The sequence below is a fragment of the Streptomyces sp. NPDC008125 genome (assembly GCF_042957125.1).
Taxonomy (GTDB): domain Bacteria; phylum Actinomycetota; class Actinomycetes; order Streptomycetales; family Streptomycetaceae; genus Streptomyces.
The window spans coordinates 70307-94309 of record NZ_JBIBHR010000010.1 but is presented as its reverse complement, the minus strand read 5'-3'; the positions used below and the strand labels follow the sequence as shown (position 1 = coordinate 94309).

19 protein-coding genes are annotated in these 24003 nt (G+C 72.4%); 9 read left to right on the top strand and 10 right to left on the bottom strand.

Annotated elements, in window-relative coordinates; all coding sequences use genetic code 11:
* Window positions 1–75 precede the first annotated feature (75 nt).
* Window positions 76–1662: a Na+/H+ antiporter gene (locus ACFZAX_RS18605; protein ID WP_390962704.1), complete on the top strand. Its 1587-nt coding sequence runs from the start codon at window positions 76–78 to the stop codon at window positions 1660–1662.
* A gap of 77 nt (window positions 1663–1739) precedes the next feature.
* Here the strand turns inward: ACFZAX_RS18605 and ACFZAX_RS18600 are convergent, their stop codons facing one another.
* Window positions 1740–2882 (bottom strand): mechanosensitive ion channel domain-containing protein, encoded by a 1143-nt coding sequence (locus tag ACFZAX_RS18600; RefSeq protein WP_390962703.1) that lies wholly within the window; start codon window positions 2880–2882, stop codon window positions 1740–1742.
* A gap of 37 nt (window positions 2883–2919) precedes the next feature.
* Between ACFZAX_RS18600 and ACFZAX_RS18595 the strand changes: the two genes are divergently transcribed.
* Window positions 2920–3498: a dienelactone hydrolase family protein gene (locus tag ACFZAX_RS18595; RefSeq protein ID WP_390963007.1), complete on the top strand. Its 579-nt coding sequence runs from the start codon at window positions 2920–2922 to the stop codon at window positions 3496–3498.
* A 60-nt stretch (window positions 3499–3558) separates the two neighbouring features.
* On the opposite strand, the gene ACFZAX_RS18590 is transcribed toward ACFZAX_RS18595, so the two are convergent.
* The 4 genes from ACFZAX_RS18590 to ACFZAX_RS18575 form a co-directional block, all read right to left on the bottom strand.
* Window positions 3559–4536, bottom strand: coding sequence for a M43 family zinc metalloprotease (locus ACFZAX_RS18590; RefSeq protein ID WP_390962701.1), 978 nt, complete (start codon window positions 4534–4536; stop codon window positions 3559–3561).
* A 386-nt stretch (window positions 4537–4922) separates the two neighbouring features.
* Window positions 4923–5735, bottom strand: a complete 813-nt coding sequence (locus ACFZAX_RS18585) for a thioredoxin domain-containing protein (RefSeq protein WP_390962700.1) — start codon at window positions 5733–5735, stop codon at window positions 4923–4925.
* Window positions 5736–5798: 63 nt separating this feature from the next.
* Complete coding sequence (locus ACFZAX_RS18580; protein ID WP_390962699.1) at window positions 5799–6488, bottom strand: hypothetical protein; 690 nt, start codon at window positions 6486–6488, stop codon at window positions 5799–5801.
* Window positions 6489–6560: 72 nt separating this feature from the next.
* Window positions 6561–7886, bottom strand: a complete 1326-nt coding sequence (locus tag ACFZAX_RS18575) for a DUF2252 family protein (protein ID WP_390962698.1) — start codon at window positions 7884–7886, stop codon at window positions 6561–6563.
* 258 nt (window positions 7887–8144) lie between these two features.
* On the opposite strand from ACFZAX_RS18575, the gene dnaE reads away from it, so the two are divergent.
* The gene (dnaE, locus tag ACFZAX_RS18570) at window positions 8145–11684 is read left to right on the top strand and encodes a DNA polymerase III subunit alpha (RefSeq protein WP_390962697.1); all 3540 of its coding nucleotides are present in this window, start codon (window positions 8145–8147) and stop codon (window positions 11682–11684) included.
* Between the two features lie 209 nt (window positions 11685–11893).
* Here the strand turns inward: dnaE and ACFZAX_RS18565 are convergent, their stop codons facing one another.
* A complete protein-coding gene (locus tag ACFZAX_RS18565; RefSeq protein ID WP_390962695.1) occupies window positions 11894–12073 on the bottom strand; it encodes a hypothetical protein in 180 nt (59 codons plus the stop codon).
* A 237-nt stretch (window positions 12074–12310) separates the two neighbouring features.
* On the opposite strand from ACFZAX_RS18565, the gene ACFZAX_RS18560 reads away from it, so the two are divergent.
* From ACFZAX_RS18560 to ACFZAX_RS18545, 4 genes are all read left to right on the top strand, one after another.
* Entirely contained in the window at window positions 12311–13576 is a 1266-nt protein-coding gene (locus tag ACFZAX_RS18560; RefSeq protein WP_390962694.1) for an NYN domain-containing protein, read from the top strand.
* 152 nt (window positions 13577–13728) lie between these two features.
* Window positions 13729–14712 (top strand): ATP-binding cassette domain-containing protein, encoded by a 984-nt coding sequence (locus tag ACFZAX_RS18555; RefSeq protein WP_390963006.1) that lies wholly within the window; start codon window positions 13729–13731, stop codon window positions 14710–14712.
* A 91-nt stretch (window positions 14713–14803) separates the two neighbouring features.
* A complete protein-coding gene (locus ACFZAX_RS18550; RefSeq protein ID WP_390962693.1) occupies window positions 14804–15679 on the top strand; it encodes an ABC transporter permease in 876 nt (291 codons plus the stop codon).
* 156 nt (window positions 15680–15835) lie between these two features.
* Window positions 15836–16675, top strand: a complete 840-nt coding sequence (locus tag ACFZAX_RS18545; RefSeq protein ID WP_390962692.1) for an ABC transporter permease — start codon at window positions 15836–15838, stop codon at window positions 16673–16675.
* Window positions 16676–16885: 210 nt separating this feature from the next.
* Here ACFZAX_RS18545 and ybaK read toward each other — a convergent pair whose 3' ends face one another.
* The 4 genes from ybaK to ACFZAX_RS18525 all read right to left on the bottom strand — a co-directional run bounded on the left by ybaK (window position 16886) and on the right by ACFZAX_RS18525 (window position 21173).
* A complete protein-coding gene (gene ybaK / locus ACFZAX_RS18540; protein ID WP_390962690.1) occupies window positions 16886–17386 on the bottom strand; it encodes a Cys-tRNA(Pro) deacylase in 501 nt (166 codons plus the stop codon).
* A 29-nt stretch (window positions 17387–17415) separates the two neighbouring features.
* The gene (locus ACFZAX_RS18535; RefSeq protein ID WP_390962689.1) at window positions 17416–18162 is read right to left on the bottom strand and encodes an LON peptidase substrate-binding domain-containing protein; all 747 of its coding nucleotides are present in this window, start codon (window positions 18160–18162) and stop codon (window positions 17416–17418) included.
* A 5-nt stretch (window positions 18163–18167) separates the two neighbouring features.
* Window positions 18168–19262 carry a hypothetical protein gene (locus ACFZAX_RS18530; RefSeq protein ID WP_390962688.1) on the bottom strand — a complete coding sequence of 365 codons (1095 nt, stop codon included), beginning with the start codon at window positions 19260–19262 and terminating at the stop codon, window positions 18168–18170.
* Between the two features lie 297 nt (window positions 19263–19559).
* Window positions 19560–21173, bottom strand: coding sequence for an oxidoreductase (locus ACFZAX_RS18525; RefSeq protein ID WP_390962687.1), 1614 nt, complete (start codon window positions 21171–21173; stop codon window positions 19560–19562).
* 353 nt (window positions 21174–21526) lie between these two features.
* On the opposite strand from ACFZAX_RS18525, the gene hisD reads away from it, so the two are divergent.
* Together hisD and ACFZAX_RS18515 are read left to right on the top strand one after the other, a co-directional pair.
* A complete protein-coding gene (hisD, locus tag ACFZAX_RS18520; RefSeq protein ID WP_390962685.1) occupies window positions 21527–22858 on the top strand; it encodes a histidinol dehydrogenase in 1332 nt (443 codons plus the stop codon).
* Complete coding sequence (locus tag ACFZAX_RS18515) at window positions 22855–23994, top strand: histidinol-phosphate transaminase (RefSeq protein WP_390962683.1); 1140 nt, start codon at window positions 22855–22857, stop codon at window positions 23992–23994. The genes hisD and ACFZAX_RS18515 overlap by 4 nt, the downstream gene beginning before the upstream one ends.
* The last annotated feature ends 9 nt before the right edge of the window (window positions 23995–24003 follow it).

Genomic DNA, 24003 nt, shown 5'->3' with positions numbered 1-24003 from the left:
CCGGCGTGACAGGGTGGAGATCCCGTCCGGCCGCGTGCCGGGCGGGATGACTGCATCCTGCGGAAGGCGTTTCACGTGGACCAGATGGCACTGCTCCTGCTGCTCCTGCTGGGAGCCGTGATCACGGTGCCGGTGGGGGAGCGGCTGGGGCTGCCGGCCCCGGTGCTGATGACGCTCATCGGAGTGGGGCTGGCCTTCCTCCCCTTCGTGCCCAACGTCGACATCCCGCCGGAGATCATCCTTCCCGCGCTGCTGCCGCCGCTGCTGTACGCCTCCGTGCAGCGCACCTCCTGGCGGCAGTTCGCCGCCAACAAACGGCCGATCTTCCTGCTCGCGGTCGCCCTCGTCTTCGTGACGACGGCGGCGGTCGCGGCCGTCGCCGACGCCGTCGTGCCCGGACTGCCCCTCGCCGCCGCCGTGGCACTCGGCGCGCTCGTCGCGCCGCCCGACCCGGTGGCCGCCACGGCCGTCGCCGGCTCGCTCGGGCTGCCCCGGCGGCTGATCTCCATCCTGGAGGGCGAGGGCCTCTTCAACGACGTGACCGCGATCGTGCTGTACCACGTGGCCATCGCGGCGGCGGTGTCCGGCACCTTCTCACTTCCGGAGGCCTTCGGGCTGCTGGTCCTGTCGGCCGTGGTCGCGGTGGCGGTCGGACTCGCGCTGGGCTGGCTCACCCTCAAGCTGATGGGGCTCCTCGGGGACGCCACGCTCCAGGTCGGCCTCACCCTGCTCGTCCCGTTCATCGCCTACGTCCTGTCCGAGGAGCTGATGGGCTCGGGCGTCCTCGCCGTCCTCACCGTCGCGCTCTTCCTCGCCGAGCACACCGCGGACGCCGACGACGTGCTCGGCCGGCTCACCGGGCGCACCTTCTGGAACATCGTGGACACCCTGGTCACCGGGATCGCCTTCGGGCTCATCGGGCTGGAACTCAGCAGCGTCTTCGGCACCGCCGACGGGCGGGAGTGGCGGATGGCGGGCTGGGGGCTCGCGATCGTCGCCGTGGTCATCGGCGTACGGCTGCTCTGGCTGCTGCCCGCGACCTGGCTGGCCAAGAAGCTGCACACCCTGCGTGACGTGAGCGAGGAGATCCCGACCAGCTGGCGGGAGACGGTCGTCATGTGGTGGGCGGGGATGCGCGGGGTGGCCTCGGTGGCGCTGGCCCTCGCCGTACCGCTGAAGACCGACGACGGAGAGCCGTTCCCGGGCCGCGACGAGATCGTCTTCATCGCCTTCGCGGTCATCATGGCGACCCTCGTCTTCCAGGGGCTCACCCTGCCCTGGCTGGTGCGCCGGCTCGGCGTCCGGGCCGACACCGGCGCCGAACGGGAGCTGGAGAGGCGCCTCGCCATCCGTGCCGCGAAGGCGGCCAAGGCGCGGCTGAAGGAGATCCAGCAGGTGGAGGAGTTCCCCGAGGACGTGCTGGAGAGGCTCCAGCGCGCCGCCTACGACATCGGGGCGCGCATCAGCCCCGACATGGTGGACGACGAGCGGCGGGACGCGTACGCCCAGCGGGCGAAGCGGTTCAAGGAGGTCACCCGCATCCAGCGGGAGCTGCTGTCGGCCGCCCGCCACGAGGTCCTCTCGGCCCGCAGCGAGGCCGGTTCGAACCCGGAGGTGGTCGACCGGGTGCTGCGGTTCCTGGACGTCCGCAGCCTGCGCTGAGCGCGCCCGGCGGAGGGGGCGGGCACACCGCGCCGGGCACCCGACGGGCGGGCGCGGACGGGCGGGCGCGGACGCGGTCAGCCGCGGCCGGTGTGCGGGGCCGGCTGTGGGGCCGGCTCCTTGCCGTTGCGGCGGACGGACGCGGCCGTACGGGAGGTCAGTTCCGGCCACTGGTCGGCCGCGACGAGCGTGGCGGGGGCCGTGGCGACGCGGGGCAGGGCGTACGGATGGTGGTCCCGGAGCCAGGCGATCAGCTGCTCGCGCACCGCGCACCGGACCGTCCAGATGTCGTCGGCGTCCTTCGCGGTGACCACGGCCCGTACCTGGATCGTGGTCGGCGTGGTGTCCGTCACCGCGAGGGACCAGGTCCGGCCGTCCCAGGCGCCGCACTCGCCGAGGATGTCGCGCATCTTGTCCCGCATCGCGGCCATCGGCGCCGCGTGGTCCAGGTGGAAGTAGACCGTGCCGGTCATCTGGACTCCGCCGCGCGACCAGTTCTCGAACGGGCGGCTGGTGAAGTACGACACCGGCATGGTGATCCGGCGCTCGTCCCAGGTGCGCACGGCGAGGAAGGTCAGGGTGATCTCCTCCACCGTGCCCCACTCGCCGTCCACCACCACGGTGTCGCCGAGGCGCACCATGTCGCCGAAGGCGATCTGGAACCCGGCGAAAACGTTGCCGAGGGTGGACTGGGCGGCGACACCGGCGACGATGCCGAGCACACCGGCCGAGGCCAGCATCGAGGTGCCGACGGTCTGCATCGCCGGGAAGGTGAGCAGCATCGCGGCGACCGCGACCGTGGTCACCACCGCGATGACCACCCGCTGGATCAGCGTCACCTGGGTGCGCACCCGCCGGACCCGGGCGGGATCGCGGGTGGAGGTGGCGTACCGGGCGTAGCTGGACTCCACGACGGTGGCCGCCACCCGGACCACCAGCCAGGCGGAGGCACCGATCAGGACCAGGCTCAGCACCTGGCCGATCGCGTCCCGGTGGTCGCGCACCAGCTCCAGGCGCAAGTGGGCGAAGGTGCCGCGCAGCAGGGCCGCGCAGATCACCACCTGGAGGGGCGGCCGGCAGCGGCGCAGCAGCCCCCACAGCGGCGTGTCCGGGTGCCGGACGTCGGCCCGCCGCAGAGCGAAGTCCACCAGGTATCCGGCCAGCAGCGTGATCGCCACCGAACCGCCGACGATCAGCAGCGGGCGCAGCACGTTCTCCATCCTCGTGTCCTCCGGGGTCGGGGTGGCAGCTGGCACCATGGGCGGCATGAACATCATGCTTTTCCACTCGACCTACGGGCTCCGGCCCGCGGTGCACGCCGCTGCCGACCGGCTCCGAGCAGCCGGTCATGAGGTGCGCGTGCCCGATCTGTTCGAGGGGCACACCTTTGAAACGCAGGCGGAGGCGCAGGCGTACCGGGAGGAGCTGGGCAAGGACGAGCTGCTCAAGCGGGCGGTCCTGGCCGCCGCGCCCTACTCGGAGCAGGGCCTGGTCTACGCGGGCTTCTCGCTGGGCGCGGCCGTCGCGCAGACCCTCGCCCTCGGCGACGAGAAGGCGCGCGGGCTGCTGCTCTTCCACGGCACCTCGGACCTCGCCGAGAACGCGAGCACGGACGAACTCCCGGTCCAGCTGCACGTCGCCGACCCGGACGCCTCGGAGACGCACGACTGGCTGAACAGCTGGTACCTGGAGATGCGGCGGGCCGGGGCGGACGTGGAGATCTACCGCTACCCCGGCGCCGGACACCTCTTCACCGACGACGGGCTGCCCGACTACGACGAGAAGGCGTCCGAGCTGGCGTGGAAGGTCGCGCTGGGCTTCCTGGCGACCCTCTGACGCGCCGCGCCCCCGGGCCTGGGACACGGCCCGGGGCCCGGGGGCGGGCGGACGGCCCACTCAGCCGCGGTAGGCGGTCCAGCTGTCGCTCATGCGCTGCACCTGGCCGGGGGTGAACTGGTACATGCAGGAGTCGTACGTGTAGTCCATGAAGTTGTGGATCGGGTCGACCCCGGTCTTGTTGGTGCAGGTGTCCCGCCCGGTCGGGCACTCGTACGCCTCGGTCTTCTCGGCCGGGGTGTCGGCGACGTAGTCCCCGTTTCCGTTGCAGCCGCCCTGGAAGGTGTGGTAGAGCCCCATCCAGTGGCCGACCTCGTGGGTGGCGGTGTCGCCCTCGTCGTAGTGGGTGGCCGCGCCGCCCGGCAGCGAGGTGTCGAGGATCACCACGCCGTCCATGCTCGGGCTGGACGTGTAGGAGCTCGGGAAGGTCGCCCAGCCGAGGAGGCCGCCGCCGAGGTTGGCGGTGTAGATGTTGAGGGCGCCTGCCCCGCCCTTGCGCAGGGCGCTCTTCATCGCCTTCTCGGCGCTGGAACCGGAGCCCACGTTGTACCAGGTGGCGTTGTCGGTGTAGTCCGTGCCCGCCAGCGTGAAGCTGAAGCCGGTGGCGGTGTTGCCCGTACCGGCTCCGGCGTACGCGCTGTTGAGCACGCTCATCTGGGCGCTGACGGCGCTCGCCGACAGCTTCCCGGTGGTGCCCGAGTGGATGACGTGGAAGTACACCGGTATCGAGGCGCCGGCCGCCAGCGGGGCGACCCCGGCCGAGCGGCGCTGGGCGAGTCTGGTGCGCAGGTCCGCGTCCATCGTCTGTGCCGCGGCGGTGCTGACGGCGTTGGGCTCGTGCGCCGTGGCGCCCGTCCCGGGGCGGGCCTGGCGTGCGAGGGCGGACGTCGTGTCGTCGGCGCAGGCGGTGGCGCCCGGGGCGGCGGAGGCGTTGACCGGGGAGGCGGACACCGGGGTCAGGGCCAGGGTTCCGGCCAGGGCGGCGGTGGCGAGCAGGCGGCGACGCACGTGGGGGGAGGTCGGGAAGAGAGCGCGCACAGGGACTCCTCGAAGACGCGCGGGCGAGGGATTTCCCCGCCCGCTCCGCCGGGAGATTACGTGTGCATGTCATGCCTGGGGGAGTGTTCTTCCGGCCTGTTCGCAGTGGGGCGGGCGTGCTTCCCGGGCAGCCCCCGCCTTCCCCGCGTACGTCCTCGAAGCGCTTTCGTAACCCGGCCGTCGTCGTCCCGGGCGGTGTGTCCGCAAAGCGGCGTCCCGGCCGTGACCTCCGGGACACATGACCGCCGCGCCGGTGATGGCCAGAACCCGCCGGGCCGTGCCGGAACCCGGTGCCGGGAGGCGTCCTGGTCCTCGCCGTGAGGAGCGGGACGCCCGGGCGGGCACCCGGAGGTGCCCGCCCGGGCGGGGAGCTGCGAGCCGGTGCGTCAGCCCTTGAGCGCCGCGTCGATCGCCGTGGTGTAGTCGGCGACCGTCATGGGCGCGCTGTCGCTGCCCTCGGCGGTCACGTTCTTGCCGTTCATCTTCAGGGTCGGCGTGCCGGTGACCCCGCTGGAGTCGAAGGCCTTGGACATCTTCACGGCCCACGCGTCGTACGTGCCGTCGTTGACGTCCTTCTGGAACGCCTTGTTGTTCTTGAGCGCGTCCACCGAGTTCGCGACCTCGATGAGGTAGCTGTCCTTGGCGAACTTGTCCTCGGTCTCGTCGGGGTGGTACTTCGCCGAGTACAGCGCCGTCTTGTACTGGAGGAAGGCGTCGGGGCTGACGTCGAGGGCCGCCCCCAGGGCGCTGAGGGCGTTCTTGGAGCCCTCGCCGTTGTCGCTGTTGTCGATGAAGGTGGCGCCGACGTACTTGATCTTGTACTTGCCGTCCGCGACGTCCTTGGTGACCGTCGGGCCGACGGTCTGCTCGAACTGGGCGCATATCGGGCAGCGGGAGTCCTCGTACATCTCCAGCGTCTTCTTCGCGGAGGACTCACCGATCACGACGGTCGTGCCGTTGGTGCCGGTGGTGTTCTTCGGGGCGGTCACCTTCGCGTCTCCGGCCGCCTCCCAGGCGTCCGGCTTGTTCAGCTCGTTGACGCCGTAGGCGACACCGCCGGCTATCGCCAGCACCGCGACGATCGAGACGCCGACGATGACCTGCTTGCGGGCCTTGTCCTTCTTCGCCTGGCGCTCGCGCTCCGCGCGCAGCCGCTCGCGGGCCGCTGCCTTGTTCGCCTGGTTGTTGCGGTTGCTCATGATCGTTCTCCGTGGGACGTACGTACGAGACGTGAGGAAGGGGGGAGGAATGCCGTACCGGGCTCAGGCCGGCACCGGCGGTCCTCTCCGGCCCACGGAGTGCGTGAAGAGAGGACGGGCGGCGAGGGGCGGGCGCCGGCCCACCGGGCGCACGGTGTCGCGCACCGGCCGCCGGGAAGCGGCGGCCACCGCCGCCGCGACCAGCAGCGGGCGGAACGCGAAGGCGGCCGCGGCCCGCAGCAGGGCGGCGAGCGCGGACTCGCCGCGCCGCAGCCAGGCGGCGGCGAGCAGCCCGACCGTCACGTGCGCGGCGAGCAGCAGCCAGGGGACCGTCGGCCCCGGGGACAGCGGCAGCTCCAGGGCGGACGCGGCGGCGGGGCGGCCGACGCCGGCCACCCGCGCCAGCGGCGCGCCCACCCCGTGGCCGCCGCAGAGCACGTCGAAACCGAGGGAGCGCAGCGGACCGGCCACCGGGCCGCCCGCCGCGCCGTAGCAGAGCTGCTGCCCGGTGGTGAAGACGGTGTCCGCGGCGAGCTCCAACGGGACCAGCAGCCCCGCTATCGCCCCGAAGCCGCGCTCCCGCCCGGCCAGCGCGTAGGCGGCGGCGAACACCAGGCCCGCCGTCAGCGCCAGCGCGGTCACCGGCAGGGCTTCCCGGGAGAGCAGCACGTGCGAGGCGGAGGACAGCGTGACGACGAGCGCGGCGAAGAGCGCCGCGCGCGCGGTCCGAAGGTGCGTCCTCGACATGTCCATCGCCGGAGAGTCTCGCACGCGTTCCTGTAAGCGACCCCTAAAGGTCCGGGACAACACCTGCCAGGGAGTCTGTCAGAGGCCCGGGATGCGCCCGTTGCGGAAGAGGTCCACGAAGATCCGGTGGTCCCGGCGGGCCCGTGCGCCGTAACTGTGGGCGAAGTCGACGAGCAGGTCCCCGAAGCCGTCCTCGTCGGCCGCGATGGCGGCGTCGATGGCCCGCTCGGTGGAGAACGGCACCAGCGAGTGGCCGCTCTCGTCGTCGGCCGCCGCGTGCATGGTGGCCGTCGCCCGGCCGAGGTCGGCGACGACCGCCGCGATCTCGTCGGGCTCGTCGATGTCGGACCAGTCGAGGTCCACGGCGTACGGCGAGACCTCGGCGACCAGCTGTCCGGCACCGTTCAGCTCGGTCCAGCCCAGCCACGGGTCGGCGTGGGCCTGGAGCGCCCGCTGGGAGATCACCGTGCGGTGGCCCTCGTGCTGGAAGTAGTCGCGCACCGAGGAGTCCGTGACGTGCCGCGAGACGGCCGGAGTCTGCGCCTGCTTGAGGTAGATCACGACGTCGTTCTCCAGGGCGTCGCTGTTCCCCTCCAGGAGGATGTTGTAGGAGGGCAGCCCGGCCGAGCCGATGCCGATGCCCCGGCGGCCCACCACGTCCTTCACCCGGTACGAGTCCGGGCGGGTCAGGCTGGACTCCGGGAGGGTCTCCAGATAGCCGTCGAACGCCGCGAGGACCTTGTAGCGGGTCGCCGCGTCCAGGTCGATGGCGCCGCCGCCCGGGGCGAACCGGCGCTCGAAGTCACGGATCTCCGTCATCGAGTCCAGCAGTGAGAAGCGGGTGAGTGACCGGGCCGTGCGGAGCGCGCCGAGCAGCGGGCCGTCGGCGGTGTCCAGGGTGAAGGGCGGCACTTCGTCGTTCTTCGCACCGGTCGCGAGCGCGTGGACGCGCTCGCGGTACGCGGCGGCGTAGACCCGGACCAGCTCGGTGATCTGGTCGTCGCTGAGCGCCTTGGCGTACCCGATCAGGGCGACGGAGGCGGCGAAGCGCTTGAGGTCCCAGGTGAACGGGCCGACGTACGCCTCGTCGAAGTCGTTGACGTTGAAGACCAGGCGGCCGTTGGCGTCCATGTAGGTGCCGAAGTTCTCCGCGTGGAGGTCCCCGTGGATCCAGACGCGCCCGGTGCGCTCGTCCAGGAACGGGCCGCCGTGCCGCTCCCGGGCGAGGTCGTCGTAGAACAGGCAGGCGGTGCCCCGGTAGAAGGCGAAGGCCGAGCCCGCCATCTTCCGGAACTTGACCTGGAAGGCGGCCGGGTCGGCCGCCAGCAGCTCACCGAAGGCCGTCTCGAACACGGCGAGAATGCGCTCCCCGCGGTCTTCCGCGCCGCTCAGCTGTTCCGACATCGCTGGGTGCCTCCTGGTACAGGGCGTCGATCGTGGTCGAGCACCGTCGAACTTGACGTTCATGACAAATGGGACAGGCGTCTCCGCCTCTCCAACGCGTGACCGTACTCCCAAGTGCCCGACGTTCGTCAGCGCGGAGACGTAGACTTCCACGCTGTCCCCTCGACATCCCCCAGCCGTCGGTTGTCCGTCGCCCGCCCGTCATCCCGGGCCGAGTGCGGCGTGCCACATCTGTCACATCCCCGGAGGCACAGCGCCGTGACCAAGCCGCCCTTCACGCACCTGCACGTCCACACCCAGTACTCCCTGCTCGACGGTGCCGCGCGGCTCAAGGACATGTTCGAGGCGGCCAACACCATGGGGATGTCGCACGTCGCCATGACGGACCACGGCAACCTCCACGGGGCGTACGACTTCTTCCACACGGCGAAGAAGGCCGGTGTGACGCCGATCATCGGCATCGAGGCGTACGTCGCCCCGGAGTCGCGCAAGCACAAGCGGAAGATCCAGTGGGGACAGCCGCACCAGAAGCGCGACGACGTCTCCGGTTCCGGTGGTTACACCCACAAGACGATCTGGGCGGCGAACAGCACCGGGCTGCACAACCTCTTCAAGCTCTCCTCGGACGCGTACGCCGAGGGCTGGCTGCAGAAGTGGCCCCGCATGGACAAGGAGACCATCTCCCAGTGGTCGGAGGGCCTGATCGCCTCCACCGGGTGCCCCTCCGGCGAGGTGCAGACCCGGCTGCGGCTCGGCCAGTTCGACGAGGCCGTCCAGGCCGCCTCCGACTACAAGGACATCTTCGGCGAGGGCAAGTACTTCCTGGAGCTGATGGACCACGGCATCGAGATCGAGCGCCGGGTCCGCGACGGGCTGCTCGAAATCGGCAGGAAGCTGAACATCCCGCCGCTGGTGACGAACGACTCGCACTACACCTACGCGCACGAGGCGACCGCCCACGACGCCCTGCTCTGCATCCAGACCGGCAAGAACCTCTCCGACCCGGACCGCTTCCGCTTCGACGGCACCGGCTACTACCTCAAGACGACGGACGAGATGTACGCCGTCGACTCCTCCGACGCCTGGCAGCAGGGGTGCGCCAACACCCTGCTGGTCGCGCAGCAGATCGACACCACGGGGATGTTCGAGAAGCGCGACCTGATGCCGAAGTTCGACATCCCGGAGGGTTACACGGAGGTCACCTGGTTCCGGGAGGAGGTCCGGGCCGGCATGAACCGCCGCTTCCCGAACGGCATCCCGGACGACCGGCAGAAGCAGGTCGAGTACGAGATGGACATCATCATCCAGATGGGGTTCCCCGGGTACTTCCTCGTCGTCGCCGACTTCATCATGTGGGCCAAGAACAACGGCATCGCGGTCGGCCCCGGCCGAGGCTCCGCGGCCGGCTCGATCGTCTCGTACGCCATGGGCATCACCGACCTCGACCCGATCGAGCACGGACTGATCTTCGAGCGGTTCCTCAACCCCGAGCGCGTCTCCATGCCCGACGTCGACATCGACTTCGACGAACGCCGGCGCGTCGAGGTGATCCGGTACGTCACCGAGAAGTACGGCGCCGACAAGGTCGCCATGATCGGCACGTACGGCAAGATCAAGGCGAAGAACGCGATCAAGGACTCCGCCCGCGTCCTCGGCTACCCCTACGCCATGGGTGACCGCCTCACCAAGGCCATGCCCGCCGACGTCCTCGGCAAGGGCATCGACCTCAACGGCATCACCGACCCCAAGCACCCGCGCTACAGCGAGGCCGGCGAGATCCGGGGGATGTACGAGAACGAGCCGGACGTCAAGAAGGTCATCGACACCGCCAAGGGCGTCGAAGGACTGGTCCGGCAGATGGGCGTGCACGCCGCCGGCGTGATCATGTCCAGCGAACCGATCGTGGACCACGCCCCGGTCTGGGTCCGGCACACCGACGGCGTCACCATCACCCAGTGGGACTACCCCCAGTGCGAGTCGCTGGGCCTGCTCAAGATGGACTTCCTCGGCCTGCGCAACCTCACCATCATGGACGACGCCGTCAAGATGGTGAAGGCGAACAAGGGCATCGAGCTGGAGATGCTGTCCCTGCCGCTGAACGACCCCAAGACGTACGAACTCCTCTGCCGGGGCGACACGCTCGGCGTGTTCCAGTTCGACGGCGGGCCGATGCGTTCGCTGCTGCGCCAGATGCAGCCCGACAACTTCGAGGACATCTCCGCCGTCTCGGCCCTCTACCGGCCGGGCCCGATGGGCATGAACTCGCACACGAACTACGCCGAGCGCAAGAACGCCCGCCAGGAGATCACCCCGATCCACCCGGAGCTGGAGGAGCCCCTCAAGGAGGTCCTCGGCCTCACCTACGGCCTGATCGTCTACCAGGAGCAGGTGCAGAAGGCGGCCCAGATCGTCGCCGGGTACTCCCTCGGCGAGGCGGACATCCTGCGCCGCGTGATGGGCAAGAAGAAGGCCGACGAGCTGGCGAAGAACTTCGTCCTCTTCGAGGCCGGCGCCAAGAAGAACGGCTTCTCCGACGCCGCGATCAAGGCGCTCTGGGACGTCTTGGTGCCGTTCGCCGGATACGCGTTCAACAAGGCGCACTCCTCCGCGTACGGGCTCGTCACCTACTGGACCGCCTACCTCAAGGCGAACTACCCCGCCGAGTACATGGCCGCCCTGCTGACCTCGGTCAAGGACGACAAGGACAAGTCGGCGATCTACCTCAACGAGTGCCGGCGCATGGGCATCAAGGTGCTCCCGCCGAACGTCAACGAGTCCGAGGCCAACTTCGCCGCCCAGGGTGACGACGTGATCCTCTTCGGCCTCACCGCCGTGCGCAACGTCGGTACGAACGTCGTGGACTCGATCATCCGGTGCCGCAAGGCGAAGGGGAAGTACAGCACCTTCCCCGACTTCCTCGACAAGGTCGAAGCGGTCGTCTGCAACAAGCGCACCGTGGAATCGCTCATCAAGGCCGGCGCCTTCGACGAGATGGGCCACACCCGCAAGGGACTCGTCGCCCACCACGAGCCGATGATCGACAACGTGGTGGCCGTCAAGCGCAAGGAGGCCGAGGGGCAGTTCGACCTCTTCGGCGGCATGGGCGAGGAGGCGAGCGACGAGCCGGGCTTCGGTCTGGACGTCGAGTTCTCCGACATCGAGTGGGAGAAGTCCTACCTGCTCGCCCAGGAACGCGAGATGCTCGGCCTGTACGTCTCCGACCACCCGCTCTTCGGTCTGGAGCACGTGCTCTCCGACAAGGCGGACGCCGCGATCTCCCAACTGACCGGCGGGGAGCACAGTGACGGTGCGGTCGTCACCGTCGGCGGCATCATCTCCGGCCTCCAGCGGAAGATGACCAAGCAGGGCAACGCCTGGGCCATCGCCACCGTCGAGGACCTCGCGGGCGCCATCGAGTGCATGTTCTTCCCGGCCACCTACCAACTGGTCTCCACCCAGCTGGTGGAGGACACCGTCGTGTTCGTCAAGGGACGGCTCGACAAGCGCGAGGACGTGCCCCGGCTCGTCGCCATGGAGATGCAGGTCCCCGACATCTCCAACGCGGGGACCAACGCCCCGGTCGTCCTCACCATCCCCACCGTGAAGATCACGCCCCCGATGGTCAGCCGCCTCGGCGAAGTGCTTTCCAGCCACCGGGGCGACACCGAGGTCCGCATCAGGCTCCAGGGCCCGCGCAAGACCACCGTCCTGCGGCTCGACCGCCACCGGGTGAAGCCCGACCCGGCGCTCTTCGGCGACCTCAAGGTGCTGCTCGGCCCGTCCTGCCTGGCCGGCTGACAGGTCCGGCGACGCTCGCGCACGGCGCGCGACCAGGCGGTCGCGTACGGGACCCGGCCCGGCGCGCGCCCGCGGCATCCGGCCGGTGCACGCGTATGGTGTCCGGCCGGTGCACGCGTACGGCACCTGGCAGCCGCACGCCTACGACAAGCGAAGGGGCGCCCCCGCCGACGACGGCGGGGGCGCCCCTTACTGCGGTGTCACGGCCGTCAGTTGTGGCCGAAACGCCGCTGGTGCTTGCGGGCCACGTCCGAGGGGCTGCCCTGGGCCTGCGACTGCGACGCGCTCCGGTCCTCGAAGGACGTCGACTTCGCCTGCTCGGCGCCGCGCTCCGCCGCGGACGCGCGGTCCTGGGGGCTGCCCTGCTTGCGGTTCTTGTTCTTGGCCATGGTGATTGCCTCCTGTGGGGAATCCTGGTTGCCAGGACCGATGTCAGACTCACATAGCCCCACAGAGCACGCATGTTGGATCATTACCTTCCGTAGTGGACATCGCTGTGAGCCCCCTTCCGGGCAGCTCCCACCGCATCCGCCACGCCGAAGATCGAGTTCCGGCCGTCTACTTCCGCGCGGTCGGGCAGACTCGACGGAAACCCTGAACGGCCGTTCGCCGAATTCCGGAAGAGGGTGGAACGCGTGGACCGTTGCGTCGTCCTGGTGGACGCCGGCTACCTGCTGGGCGCAGCCGCGAGTCTGCTGGCGGGCGAACCAGCCCGTTCGCGCATCACCGTCGACCACGCGGCCCTGATCCAGGGCCTGCGCGAACGCGCCGAGGCCGACACCGAGCAACCCCTGCTGCGCATCTACTGGTTCGACGGCGCCCCCGACCGCGTACCGCAGCCCGAACACCGCCGGCTGCGCGTCATGCCGAGGGTCACCGTCCGGCTCGGCGCGCTCACCCGGAGCGACGGGCGCTGGGCGCAGAAGGGCGTCGACGCGGCCATGCACGCCGAACTGACCGAACTCGCCCGCAACCGCGCCTGTTCCGACGTGGTCCTGGTGACCGGCGACGGCGACCTGCTGCCCGGACTGATGTCGGCCAAGGAACACGGCGTCGCCGTCCACCTCTGGGCCGTCCAGGCCGCGGACGGCGACTACAACCAGTCCGAGGACCTGGTGGCCGAGGCCGACGAACGCCGCGTGCTCGACCGCGCCTGGATCACCAAGGCCGTCCGTGCCAAGGAGACCGGCGGGATCTGCGCCCCGCAGCCCGCCCCGCGCCCCGAGATCGCCGCGATCCTCTCCGCACCCCTGCCCGAGGCGGCCCTCGCGGCCTCCGCCGAGCGCGCCTCCGAGGCCCAGGCGGCGGCCCGCGCCGGTGCGCCCCCGGCGCCCCGCCCGGAAAGCGGCACGCCCGAGCCCCCGCCCGCCCACAACCACAAGGGCGTCCCCACGCCCAAGGACCTGGCCGCCCTCCGCGCGTCCGCCGGCGGCCCCGCCGCCCCTGCCCCGGCCCAGCCCGCCCCGGTGCCGAGCGCCACGCTGCGCTGGTCCTCGGACCGGGGGTGGGCCGACCGGGGCTCCCTCGGCGAGCCCCCGGAGACCGCCTCGCTGCCCACCCTCGCCCAGGTCACCACCGCCGAACAGCGCTGGGCCGACCGCGAGGAGGACATCACCACCGTGGGCGGCGACCCCTTCGAGGTCGGCCAGGTCTTCGCCCGTCGCTGGATGGAGCGGCTCCCGGAGACCGTCCACCTCCAGAAGCTCTCCACCATGTACCCGCGCATCCCGCACCGGATCGACGGCGAGCTCCTGCGGTACGCGGCACGCTTCGGACTCCTCGCGCACAAGGACGACCAGATCGACGAGCACGACCGCTACGCCATCCGGGCCGGATTCTGGCGCGAGATCGACATCACGGCCGCGGCGGACCACGTCCCCGTTCCGGACTGACCCGGCGGGGGCTCCCGGGGCGCCCCGGGAGCCCCCGCCGTGCTCCGCGCGTCGCCCGGGACCGGGCCCCGGCGCAATCCGGACCATCCGACCCCGTACTCTCGTACCTCGTGAGTACGGGCACAGCACAGGCGCAGAGGGCCACCGGGACCGTGTGCGCGGTGCGTGATCTGGTGAAGACCTACCCGGCCGTCCGGGGCCGCCGCGGCACGCCCGCCGCGCCCGAGGTACGGGCCACCGACGGCATCACCCTGGAGGTGCGCGGCGGCGAGATCTTCGGGCTGCTCGGCCCCAACGGTGCCGGCAAGTCCACCCTGGTGCGCCAGCTCACCGGGCTGATGCGCCCCGACTCCGGCAGCGTGGAGGTACTCGGCCACGACCTCGTGCGCCACCCCGAACGCGCCTCCCGGCTCATCGGCTACCTCGGCCAGGAGTCCACCGCCCTCGACGAGCTCACGGTGTCCCTCGCCGCCGAGACCACGGGGCGGCTGCGCGGCCTCCCGGTCCGCGACGCCCGCGCCGAGCGCGACGCCGTACTGGAGGAGCTCGGCCTCACCGAGCTGGCCGGCCGGCCCCTGAAGAAGCTCTCCGGCGGCCAGCGCAGGCTCGCCTGCTTCGCCGCCGCCCTCGTCGGACAGCGCCCGGTGCTGATCCTGGACGAGCCGACCACCGGCATGGACCCGGTCGCCCGCCGCTCCGTCTGGGCCGCTGTGGACCGGCGCCGGGCCGAACACGGCGCGACCGTACTGCTGGTCACCCACAACGTCATCGAGGCGGAGACGGTCCTCGACCGGGTCGCCGTCGTCGAACGCGGCAAGGTCATCGCCTGCGACACCCCGCAGGGACTCAAGGAGCAGGTGGCCGGTGAGGTCCGGGTCGAGCTGATGTGGCGCGAGCGCGCCCCGCTGGACGTCCCCGAGGTCGCCGCGCTGCGCGCCTCGGCCCAGGAGTCCGGACGCCGCTGGGTGCTGCGCCTGAAGCCGGACGAGGCGCGGGCCGCCGTCGCCGCCGTGACCGGCGGCGCGGCCTTCGCGGCCCTGGACGACTTCACCCTGGCGACCCCCAGCCTGGAGGACGTCTACCTCGCGCTCGGCGGGGACGCGGCGGACGCGCGCAGGGGACTGGTGAAGGGATGAGGCCGGCGGCGACGGGCCCGGCCGGCCGGGCCCGCGGGGATGGACGGGACGTGTGCGGAGGAACAGCGGCAGTGAACGGGAGCAGCGCCAGGTGACGAGCATCGTTCCCGCCGAGGCGGTGTCCCCGGCCGGCCGGCCGGCCGGTTCCCCGGCCGCGTCCACCGGGTCCGCGGGGCCCGCCGGGGCCGCCTCCGCGCCCCCGGCCGGGGAACCGGCCCCGCTGGCGCCGCGCGCCCGGCTGCTGCCCGCGCTGGCAGCCGTGTACCGGGCCCAGCTCTCCCGGGCCCGGGTGGCCCGTATTCCGCTGCTCTTCGTGGCGACCTTCCAGTCCGTCGGCATCATGATCATGATGCGTGGGGTCGTCGACGGCGGCACCGAGGCACGGGCCGTGGTCGCGGGCTCCAGCGTGCTGGTGGTCGCCTTCGTCGCGCTGAACCTGCTCGCCCAGTACTTCGGCCAGCTGAGGGCCAACGGCGGCCTCGACCACTACGCCACCCTGCCGGTGCCGCCCGCGGCCGTGGTGCTGGGCGCGGCGGGCGCGTACGCCTCCTTCACCGTGCCGGGCGCCGTCTTCACCGCGGTCGCGGGGAGCGCGCTCTTCCAGCTGCCGATGGCGCACCTGTGGGTGCTGGTCGCCGTGGTCCCGCTGGCCGGGGCCGCGCTCTCCGGCCTGGGCGCCGCGCTCGGGCTCCTGGCGCCGCGCCAGGAGCTGGCCACCCTGCTGGGGCAGCTCGGCATGTCCGCCGCGCTGCTGCTCGGAGTGCTGCCCGCCGAGCGGCTGCCGGAGGTGGTGCGCTGGGCGCGCGACCTGCTGCCGTCCACCTACGGGGTGGAGGCGCTGGCCCGTTCCTTCGACGCCCACCCCGACTGGGCCGTCGTCGCGCTGGACCTCGGGGTCTGCGCGGCGGTGGGCGTGCTCTCGCTGGCCGTGGCGGCCTGGGCGTACCGCCGGGCGGCCGTGCGCTGACGGACCGGGTGGTGCGGGTCGCGCTTGTTCCGCGGCGGCGCGGCGGGTGCACGAGGCCGTGTCCGCCGATCAGGTCCGGGCTCCGGTGGTCAGGTCCGAGCCCCGGTGATCAGGTCCGGTGCGGCGCTGCCCGGGGCCGCCTGGCACGATGGCACGGTGACCGCACCCTTGACGCCGCCCGACCCGCCGACGCCCTACGATCCCTGGCCGGCTTCTCCGGCGGGTTCGCACCTCGCCCCCGGTCAGTCGCCCCCCGACCGCGCCGAGGCGCGGGCCGCGGTCGGCCGGGCCGCGGTCGTCACCGTGCTGGTGGCCGTCGCGGGCGTCGCGCTCGGCCTTCTCTGGCTCTGGCTCTCCCCGCGCATCCCGCTGATCTCCGACGACACCGCCGTGTACCTCAAGGACAGCGAGGGCGAGGAGGCCATCGGAGCGGACGGCACGTTCGCGCTGCTCGCCGCCGGATTCGGCGTCGTCTCGGCGGTCGTGGTCTACCTGCTCCGGCGCACCGGCGGCATCCCGACGGTGGTCGGCCTCGCGCTCGGCGGGCTGCTCGGGGCGCTGCTCGCCTGGTGGCTGGGTACCTCCTTCGGCCCGACCTCGGACGTGGTCGCCCACGCCAAGGAGGCCGGGAAGGGGGTGACCTTCGACGCGCCGCTGGAGCTGAACGCGAAGGGCGCGCTGCTTGCCTGGCCGGTGGTCGCGATGGTCGTGCACCTGATCCTCACGGCGGCCTTCACCCCCCGGGACCCGGACCCCGACCTGCAGTGGCAGCACCCCGGGTGGGCGGCGAACGGCGCCGGGGAGCCGTACGGCACGGCCGGGCAGCCGGACGACGGGCAGCCGGTCCAGGGCGCGCCCGACGCACCGGGCACGGCGGCCGGACCGGGCACGCCCGACGGCCCGGTGCCGGATGACGGGGCCGCCCCGGACGCCGGTCCGCGGGCACGGGCGCAGGGCGACCCGAAGGGGCCCGACGGCCCGCAGTCACCTGCCTGAGACCGCGTGCGGCACCGGTGGCGGGCCGACGGGGCTCCGGGCCTCCGGCCTTCAGGCGTCTCGCCCCGCGCGGCCGGCGTCTCGCCCCGCGCGGCCGGCGTCTCGCCCCGCGCGGCCGGCGTCTCGCCCCGCGCGGCCGGCTCCCTCCTACGCGCGGCCGGCTCCCTCCTACGCGCGGCCGGCTCCCTCCTACGCGCGGCCGGCTCCCTGCTACGTCCGCCCGATCGGCGCGAACACCGCGCCGGTGAGCCGCGCCAGGTCCGCCGCCGCCAGTTCGACCTCCAGGCCCCGGCGCCCGGCCGAGACGCAGATGGTCGGGTGCGAACCGGCCGAGGCGTCGACGACCGTGCGCAACCGCTTGCGCTGGCCCAGCGGCGAGATGCCGCCGCGTACGTACCCCGTGGTGCGCTCGGCCGCCGCCGGATCGGCCATGGCGGCGCGCTTGCCACCGACCGCCGAGGCGAGCGCCTTCAGGTCGAGCGAGCCCGCGACCGGGACCACCGCCACCGTCAGCTCGCCGTCCACGTCGGCCACCAGGGTCTTGAAGACCCGGTCGGGGGAGACGCCCAGGGCCTCGGCCGCCTCCTCGCCGTAACTGGGTGCCGCCGGGTCGTGCTCGTAGGCGTGGACCGTGAAGTCGGCTCCGGCCGCGGTCAGCGCGACCGTGGCCGGGGTACCGCCCTGCTGCTGCTTCGTCTTCTTCTTCGCCACGGGCGCGAGGTCCTCCGGGGGAGATCGGGTCAGTTCAGGTGCGTGGGGGCACGGGTGAGGTCCACGGCCGGGAGCGACGGCAGATGACGGATGACCGCCGTCTCCTTGCGGAGCAGGGTGAGTTCCTCGCGCAGCCGGGTCGCCGTGTCCGGGGCCTGGAGCAGCCGCTGCTTCGTGGCCACGTCGAGCACCGTGGCGGCGGCCACCAGGTAGGAGACGACGGACGGTTCGTCCGGCAGGTCGCCACCGGTGGTCAGTGACCCCTCGTTCGCCCCGGCCAGCCGCTTCTGGTACGTGCGGAAGGCGCGCATCACGCCCTCGGCGAGGGTCCGGGCCTCGCCGGCCTCCTCGTCCTCGGCGAGGTGCTCCACCTCGGCCGTCAGATACGGGCCGCTCGCGTCCACCGAGAGCAGCCGGACCCGGGTGGTGCCGGTGGCCAGCACCTCGAAGGTGCCGTCGGCGCGCTCGCGGATCTTGGCCGCGTCGGCCACGCAGCCGACGCGGTGGAAGGACTGGATCGGGTCGGCGCCGAAGCCGTCCGTGGGGGCACGTTCGGTCTGGACCGCCGTGCCCTCCGGCATTCCGGTACCGGTCACGGCCGTCTCCCGGCCTTCCCGTACCGCCACCACCACGAAGCGGCGGGGTTCGTCGTCGTCGGTCTTCAGCAGCTCGCGCATGATGGCGCGATATCGCTCCTCGAAGACGTTCAACGGCAGCACGAGGCCGGGGAACAGAACCGCGTTGAGCGGGAAGAGGGGCAGGTGCGCTGTGGTCACAACGCTCAAGCGTAATGGCCGAGGGCCCTGCCGTGGGCGGCCCGGTTCCACAGCGGGGTCGCCGAGGCCGCCTGGAGCCGTGCCGCGTCCCTGGCGTCCAGGAAGCGGGTCAGCGCGTCCTCGGCCACCGACGGCCACGGAAAGGAGGGGGAGCGGGGGAAGGACGGGGCCCACGGGAACGGCTGGGACCACGGGAACGAGTGGGCGTACGGCCCGATCAGCCGGAACTGCTCCAGCGCCTCGCGCCAGCGGCCCCGGGCCACCAGGACGTACGCCAGGAGGTTGCGGATCTCGGCGGGCCACGGGTCCCCGGGGCCGTAGGCGGCGGAGAGACCGATCGCCAGATCGGCGGCGGCGTCGATCCGGCGCTCCGGCACCGGGGCGGTCCGCCCCGCGGCGTCCCGGTCGAGCAGCAGCGCGGTGGCGGCGCGCACCGGCAGCCCCTGCACCAGGGAGGTCGGAGCGGCGTCCTCGGCGGCCCGCTCCGCGAAGTCGAAGCACGCGCGGTGGGACCCGTGGCGGGCGGCGGAGAGGTAGCGCAGCGCGGCCAGGTGGCAGCCGTAGTGGTGCGGGGAGCGGCGGACCGCCTCCGTCCACACCGACTCGAACACGGTGTGCGTGGCGCGGGTTCCCCGGGCGTGGTCCAGGGCGAGGTGCCAGGGGACCGGGTCGCGCGGGTCGGCCTCGGCCGCCGCGGCGATCAGCGGGGCGACCTCGTGCAGCCGCTCCGCCGCCGCGGGCGACTCCCACGCCCGGCGCACGGCGAGCCCGGCCCGGACGAGCAGCGCGTCGGGGTCGCCGGGGGCGGCGGCGAGCCAGTCGTCCAGCCAGCCGTCCCGGCTGCGGGCGAAGGTGACCAGCCGGCCGAGGTAGCGGTCGCGCAGCTCCCACTCGGCGGTGTCGCGGGTGGTGGCGAGGAGCTTCGCGGCAGGCCCGTACGCGCCTTCGGCGGCGGCCACCAGTGCGGGGGAGAGACGGCTGTCGGGGGCGTCGAGCATGACCGCGGCGGCCGGGGGAAGTCCGGCCGACAGCCGGGAGCTGTGCCGGACCCTGCGCGCGGTACGGAGCAGAGCGCGAAGCGAGGGCATGGTGCGGACCATTGAAAAACGCTGGTGGAAGGCGCGCCAGGGGTCTGCTGTGAAGCTTTGGTGCCGAGTCGGGTGGATCCGTAGGGGTTGCCCCCGGAAAGGTCAAGAATAGGTAAAGGCGATGAACCTGAATGGCTGAAATTCGACCTCCTGTGCGGAGCCTTTCGAACGCGCTTCGTCCTCGTGTCCCGCCCCGTCCCCGCCCCGCCCCGCCCCGACCCGCCCCGACCCGCCCCGATCCGGCGTCCGGCACCGGAAGCGGGACCGCACGGCGGCGGGACCGCACCGGGGGCGGGGTCGCGCCCGCTCTCACCCCCGGCTCAGCAGCCGGGAGGCCCCGGCGGCCACCGTGGTGGCCAGAACCCACCCCACCAGCACCAGCCCGGCGGACACCCACTGCCAGCCGCCGGTCATCCGCCAGTAGCCGTCCTGGCCGAGACCGATCACCGGGATCAGCAGATCGAGTGCGTACAGCGCCGGATTCCACTCCGGGTGCTCGTCCCGCTTGATCGCTGCGGGCTCGTGCCGGGAGAAGACCAGGGTGCTCGCCGCCCACAGCACGGCCATCCACACCGCCGCCCGCCCCGGCCGGTAGCCGTACGCCACCGTCCAGTCCTGGAGAAACCCCCACAGCTTCCCGGCGAGCGGCAGCGTCTCCCGGCGGCGGCGCTGCTTGGCGAGCAGCACCTCCCGGGCGTCCGCGTCCTCGCCGCAGCTGCGCAGTACGGTCGCCAGCCGCTCGTACGGCTCGGGGACGTACTCCGGGGTGGCGGCGAGGACCCACTCCAGCCGCCGGGAGAGCGGGAAGTGGCCGTACGGGACGAGGTTCTCGTAGACGAACCCGCCCATCGCCAGCCCGCCGGGACCCGGCCAGCTGCTCGACAGGTCGATCAGGGTGACGACCTTGGCGCCGTTCAGCACGACCCGGCCCTCCTCGGGGCGCTCCAGGCTGAACCGCAGCTCGGGCACGACGATCCGGCGCATCGACAGCTCCTCCTGCGGCTCCAGCACGAACCGAGCCATGTGCAGGTCGAGCACGTCCCCGAACCGCCCGTCGTCCAGCCGGACGCCGCCGCGGCACTCGAAGATCTGCGAGCGCGAACCCCGGGCGGGCGTCAGGTCCGAGGTCGGCCCGTGCACGATGCCGTACGGGGGAGTGGTGCCCTGGTTCCCCGTCTCGGTGCTCACCCACGCCTCGGTGAGGTAGAGCGTCCGCTCCACCCGCAACTGCGGCGCGTTCAGAGCCTTGCGCCCCTCCGCCGCCCGCAGCCGGCTGCCTCGCAGGCTCAGCGAACCGCCCACCGTCGCCCCGCGCAGGCTGACTTCGCCGTACGTCTCGATCATCTCCGCCTGCAGGTCCTGCGCCACGGTCAGTCCGTCGGCGGCGATCGCCCGGCCCCGCCGGTCGCAGCCGACGCTGACCTGGTTGATCAGCAGGTCCGTACCGATCTGGGCATCCGTCAGCCGCACGCCCCGGTCGACCCGGCAGCGCGGCAGATGGAGGTCGCCCTCGGTGCGCAGCCGGGCCCCCTCCAGCCGGGGCATCGCGCAGCCGACCATCCGCAGCGTCGTGAAATGGCACTCGGGGAACATCACCTCCTGCTCGAACCGGCAGCCGGTCAGCTCGACGTACGGCGACACCCGGCCGCCGGCCAGGTCGAGCTTGCCGGTGATGCGTACGCCCCTGAGCTTCAGCGCCGCCACCCGGCCCGGCCGGGCCGGCGGCCCGCTCAGCAGCAGCCGCGCCACGACCCGGGCGCCGACGCTCCGCCCCGGCCCCCACATGTGCGGGCCGAAGGGATCGTCGCGTTCGGGGTCGTGGGTGCGCAGATCGAAGGTGCTCCCGTTCCGGAAGGACTGCCACATGCCCAGCTCCGCGGCGCTGAGTCCTTCCGGGATGTCGCTCTCGTGCGGCTCCGTCACTCCCGACCTCCCTGTGCACACGCCCAGGGCCTCTCGTCCGGACGAACGGCCCCGGGCCGTGTCCCCGAAGTGCCGTCCGCCGGACGACGCCTGGCACGCCCGCTTCGCCGCGTTGTCGGAATCGTCCCCGTACGTCCCGTACGAGGGTGATCCTCCGTCCGGCGATCGCTGGCACCAGACGCCGCCCGGCCCGGCCTCCGGCCGAACGACGCCCTTTCGAAGACACGCCTTAGAGCCGTTCTTCCCCCTGTGTGACCGTATGAACGGAAAACAGCACACAGGGTGACGCGGATATGTATCAGCCACTGATACGGCCGACCGGACGGCTCGGGCGGTCTGAGAGAATTGGGGGTGTGATCTCTCGAATCGATCTGCGCGGCGACGTCCTCCCCGAGGGCGCCCCCTTGCGCGACCTGCTGCCCCGTGCCGAGTTCGACGTGGAAGCCGCCCTGGAGACGGTGCGGCCCATCTGCGAGGACGTACGCCATCGCGGCTCGGCAGCGGTGATCGAATGGGGAGAGAAATTCGACGGTGTCCGGCCGGAATCGCTCCGGGTGCCCGCGTCCGCCCTCGCGGACGCGCTGGCGGAGCTCGACCCCGCCGTCCGCGCCGCCCTGGAGGAGTCGATCCGCCGCGCCCGCCTCGTCCACCGCGAGCAGCGCCGCACCACCCACACCACCCAGGTCGTGCCCGGTGGCACGGTCACCGAGAAGTGGGTGCCCGTCGAGCGCGTCGGCCTCTACGTCCCCGGCGGGCGCTCGGTCTACCCGTCCTCCGTCGTCATGAACGTCGTCCCGGCCCAGGAGGCCGGCGTCGAGGGCATCGCCGTGTCCTCCCCGCCGCAGAAGGAGTTCGGCGGCCTGCCGCACCCCACCATCCTGGCCGCCTGCGCCCTGCTCGGAGTGGACGAGGTGTACGCCGCCGGCGGCGCCCAGGCCATCGCCCTCTTCGCGTACGGCACCGAGGGCGAGGACGGCTGCCGCCCCGTGAACCTCGTCACGGGCCCCGGCAACATCTACGTCGCCGCCGCCAAGCGCCTCCTCAAGGGCCGCGTCGGCATCGACGCCGAGGCCGGGCCCACCGAGATCGCGATCCTCGCGGACTCGACCGCCGACCCGGTGCACATCGCCGCCGACCTGATCAGCCAGGCCGAGCACGACCCGATGGCCGCCGCCGTCCTCGTCACCGACTCCGAGGAACTCGCCGCCGCCACCGAGGCCGAACTCGCCCCCCAGGTCGCCGCCTCCAAGCACGTCACCGACCGCATCGCGCCCGCGCTCGCCGGCCGGCAGTCCGCGATCGTGCTCGTCCGCGACCTGGCGGACGGGCTGAAGGTGGTCGACGCGTACGGCGCCGAGCACCTGGAGATCCAGACCGCCGACGCCGCCGCCGTCGCCGACCGCGTCCGCAACGCCGGCGCGATCTTCGTCGGCCCCTGGTCGCCGGTCTCCCTCGGCGACTACTGCGCCGGGTCCAACCACGTTCTGCCCACCGGCGGTTGCGCCTGCCACTCCTCGGGTCTCTCCGTGCAGTCCTTCCTGCGCGGCATCCACATCGTCGACTACAGCCGCGACGCCCTGGCCGAGGTCACCCACCACGTGGTGACCCTCGCCGAGGCGGAGGACCTCCCCGCCCACGGCGCGGCACTCAAGGCACGGTTCGGCTGGAAGGTTCCGCAGGCGTGACGAACGACAGCACCACCGACACCACCGGTCCCGTCCGCATCGACGACCTCCCGATCCGGGAGGAGCTGCGCGGCCAGTCCCCGTACGGTGCCCCGCAGCTCGACGTACCCGTCCGGCTGAACACCAACGAGAACCCCTACCCGTTGCCCGACGCCCTCGTCGACCGGATCGCCGAACGCGTCCGCGAGGCCGCCCGCGAGCTCAACCGCTACCCCGACCGGGACGCCGTCGAGCTCCGTACCGGACTTGCCGGCTACCTCAGCCGCACCGCCGGCCACGAGGTCACCACCGCCCAGGTCTGGGCGGCCAACGGCTCCAACGAGGTCATCCAGCAGCTGATGCAGGCGTTCGGCGGCCCCGGCCGCACCGCCATCGGCTTCGAGCCCTCGTACTCGATGCACGCCCTCATCGCGCGCGGCACCGGGACCGGATGGATCTCCGGCCCGCGCAACGAGGACTTCACCATCGACGTGGAGGCGGCGAAGAGGGCCATCGCCGAACACCGCCCGAACGTCGTCTTCATCACTTCCCCGAACAACCCCACCGGCACCGCCGTCGAGGCGGAGGCCGTCCTCGCGCTGTACGACGCGGCGCAGGCGGCCCGGCCGTCCCTCGTCGTCGTCGACGAGGCGTACGGCGAGTTCAGCCACCACCCCTCGCTGCTGCCGCTGATCGAGGGCCGGCCGAACATGGTGCTCTCCCGCACCATGTCGAAGGCGTTCGGCGCCGCCGGGCTGCGCCTCGGCTACCTCGCCGCCGACGCCGCCGTGGTCGACGCCGTCCAGCTGGTACGCCTGCCGTACCACCTGTCCTCCGTCACCCAGGCCACCGCGCTGGCCGCCCTGGAGCACACCGATACGCTCCTCGGGTACGTCGAGCGGCTCAAGAGCGAGCGGGACCGGATCGTCGCCGAACTCCGGGCCATGGGCTACGAGGTCACCGAGTCGGACGCCAACTTCGTCCAGTTCGGCCGCTTCGAGGACAGCCGTGCCGTCTGGCGGGCGATCCTCGACCGGGGCGTCCTGGTCCGGGACAACGGCGTACCGGGATGGCTGCGGGTCACCGCGGGGACCCCGGCAGAGAACGACGCGTTCCTCGATGCGGTTCGCGAAATCAAGAAGGAGCACGACGCATGACGGGCGAGA

Bases quoted from the DNA above. Each gene is read 5' to 3' on its own strand.
- ACFZAX_RS18575 (WP_390962698.1), bottom strand. From the start codon at position 7,886: ATGTCGGAACAGCTGAGCGGCGCGGAAGACCGCGGGGAGCGCATTCTC.
- ACFZAX_RS18600 (WP_390962703.1), bottom strand. From the start codon at position 2,882: ATGGAGAACGTGCTGCGCCCGCTGCTGATCGTCGGCGGTTCGGTGGCG.
- ACFZAX_RS18530 (WP_390962688.1), bottom strand. From the start codon at position 19,262: ATGGTCCGCACCATGCCCTCGCTTCGCGCTCTGCTCCGTACCGCGCGC.
- ACFZAX_RS18585 (WP_390962700.1), bottom strand. From the start codon at position 5,735: ATGAGCAACCGCAACAACCAGGCGAACAAGGCAGCGGCCCGCGAGCGG.
- ACFZAX_RS18565 (WP_390962695.1), bottom strand. From the start codon at position 12,073: ATGGCCAAGAACAAGAACCGCAAGCAGGGCAGCCCCCAGGACCGCGCG.
- ACFZAX_RS18580 (WP_390962699.1), bottom strand. From the start codon at position 6,488: ATGGACATGTCGAGGACGCACCTTCGGACCGCGCGCGCGGCGCTCTTC.
- ACFZAX_RS18595 (WP_390963007.1), top strand. From the start codon at position 2,920: ATGGGCGGCATGAACATCATGCTTTTCCACTCGACCTACGGGCTCCGG.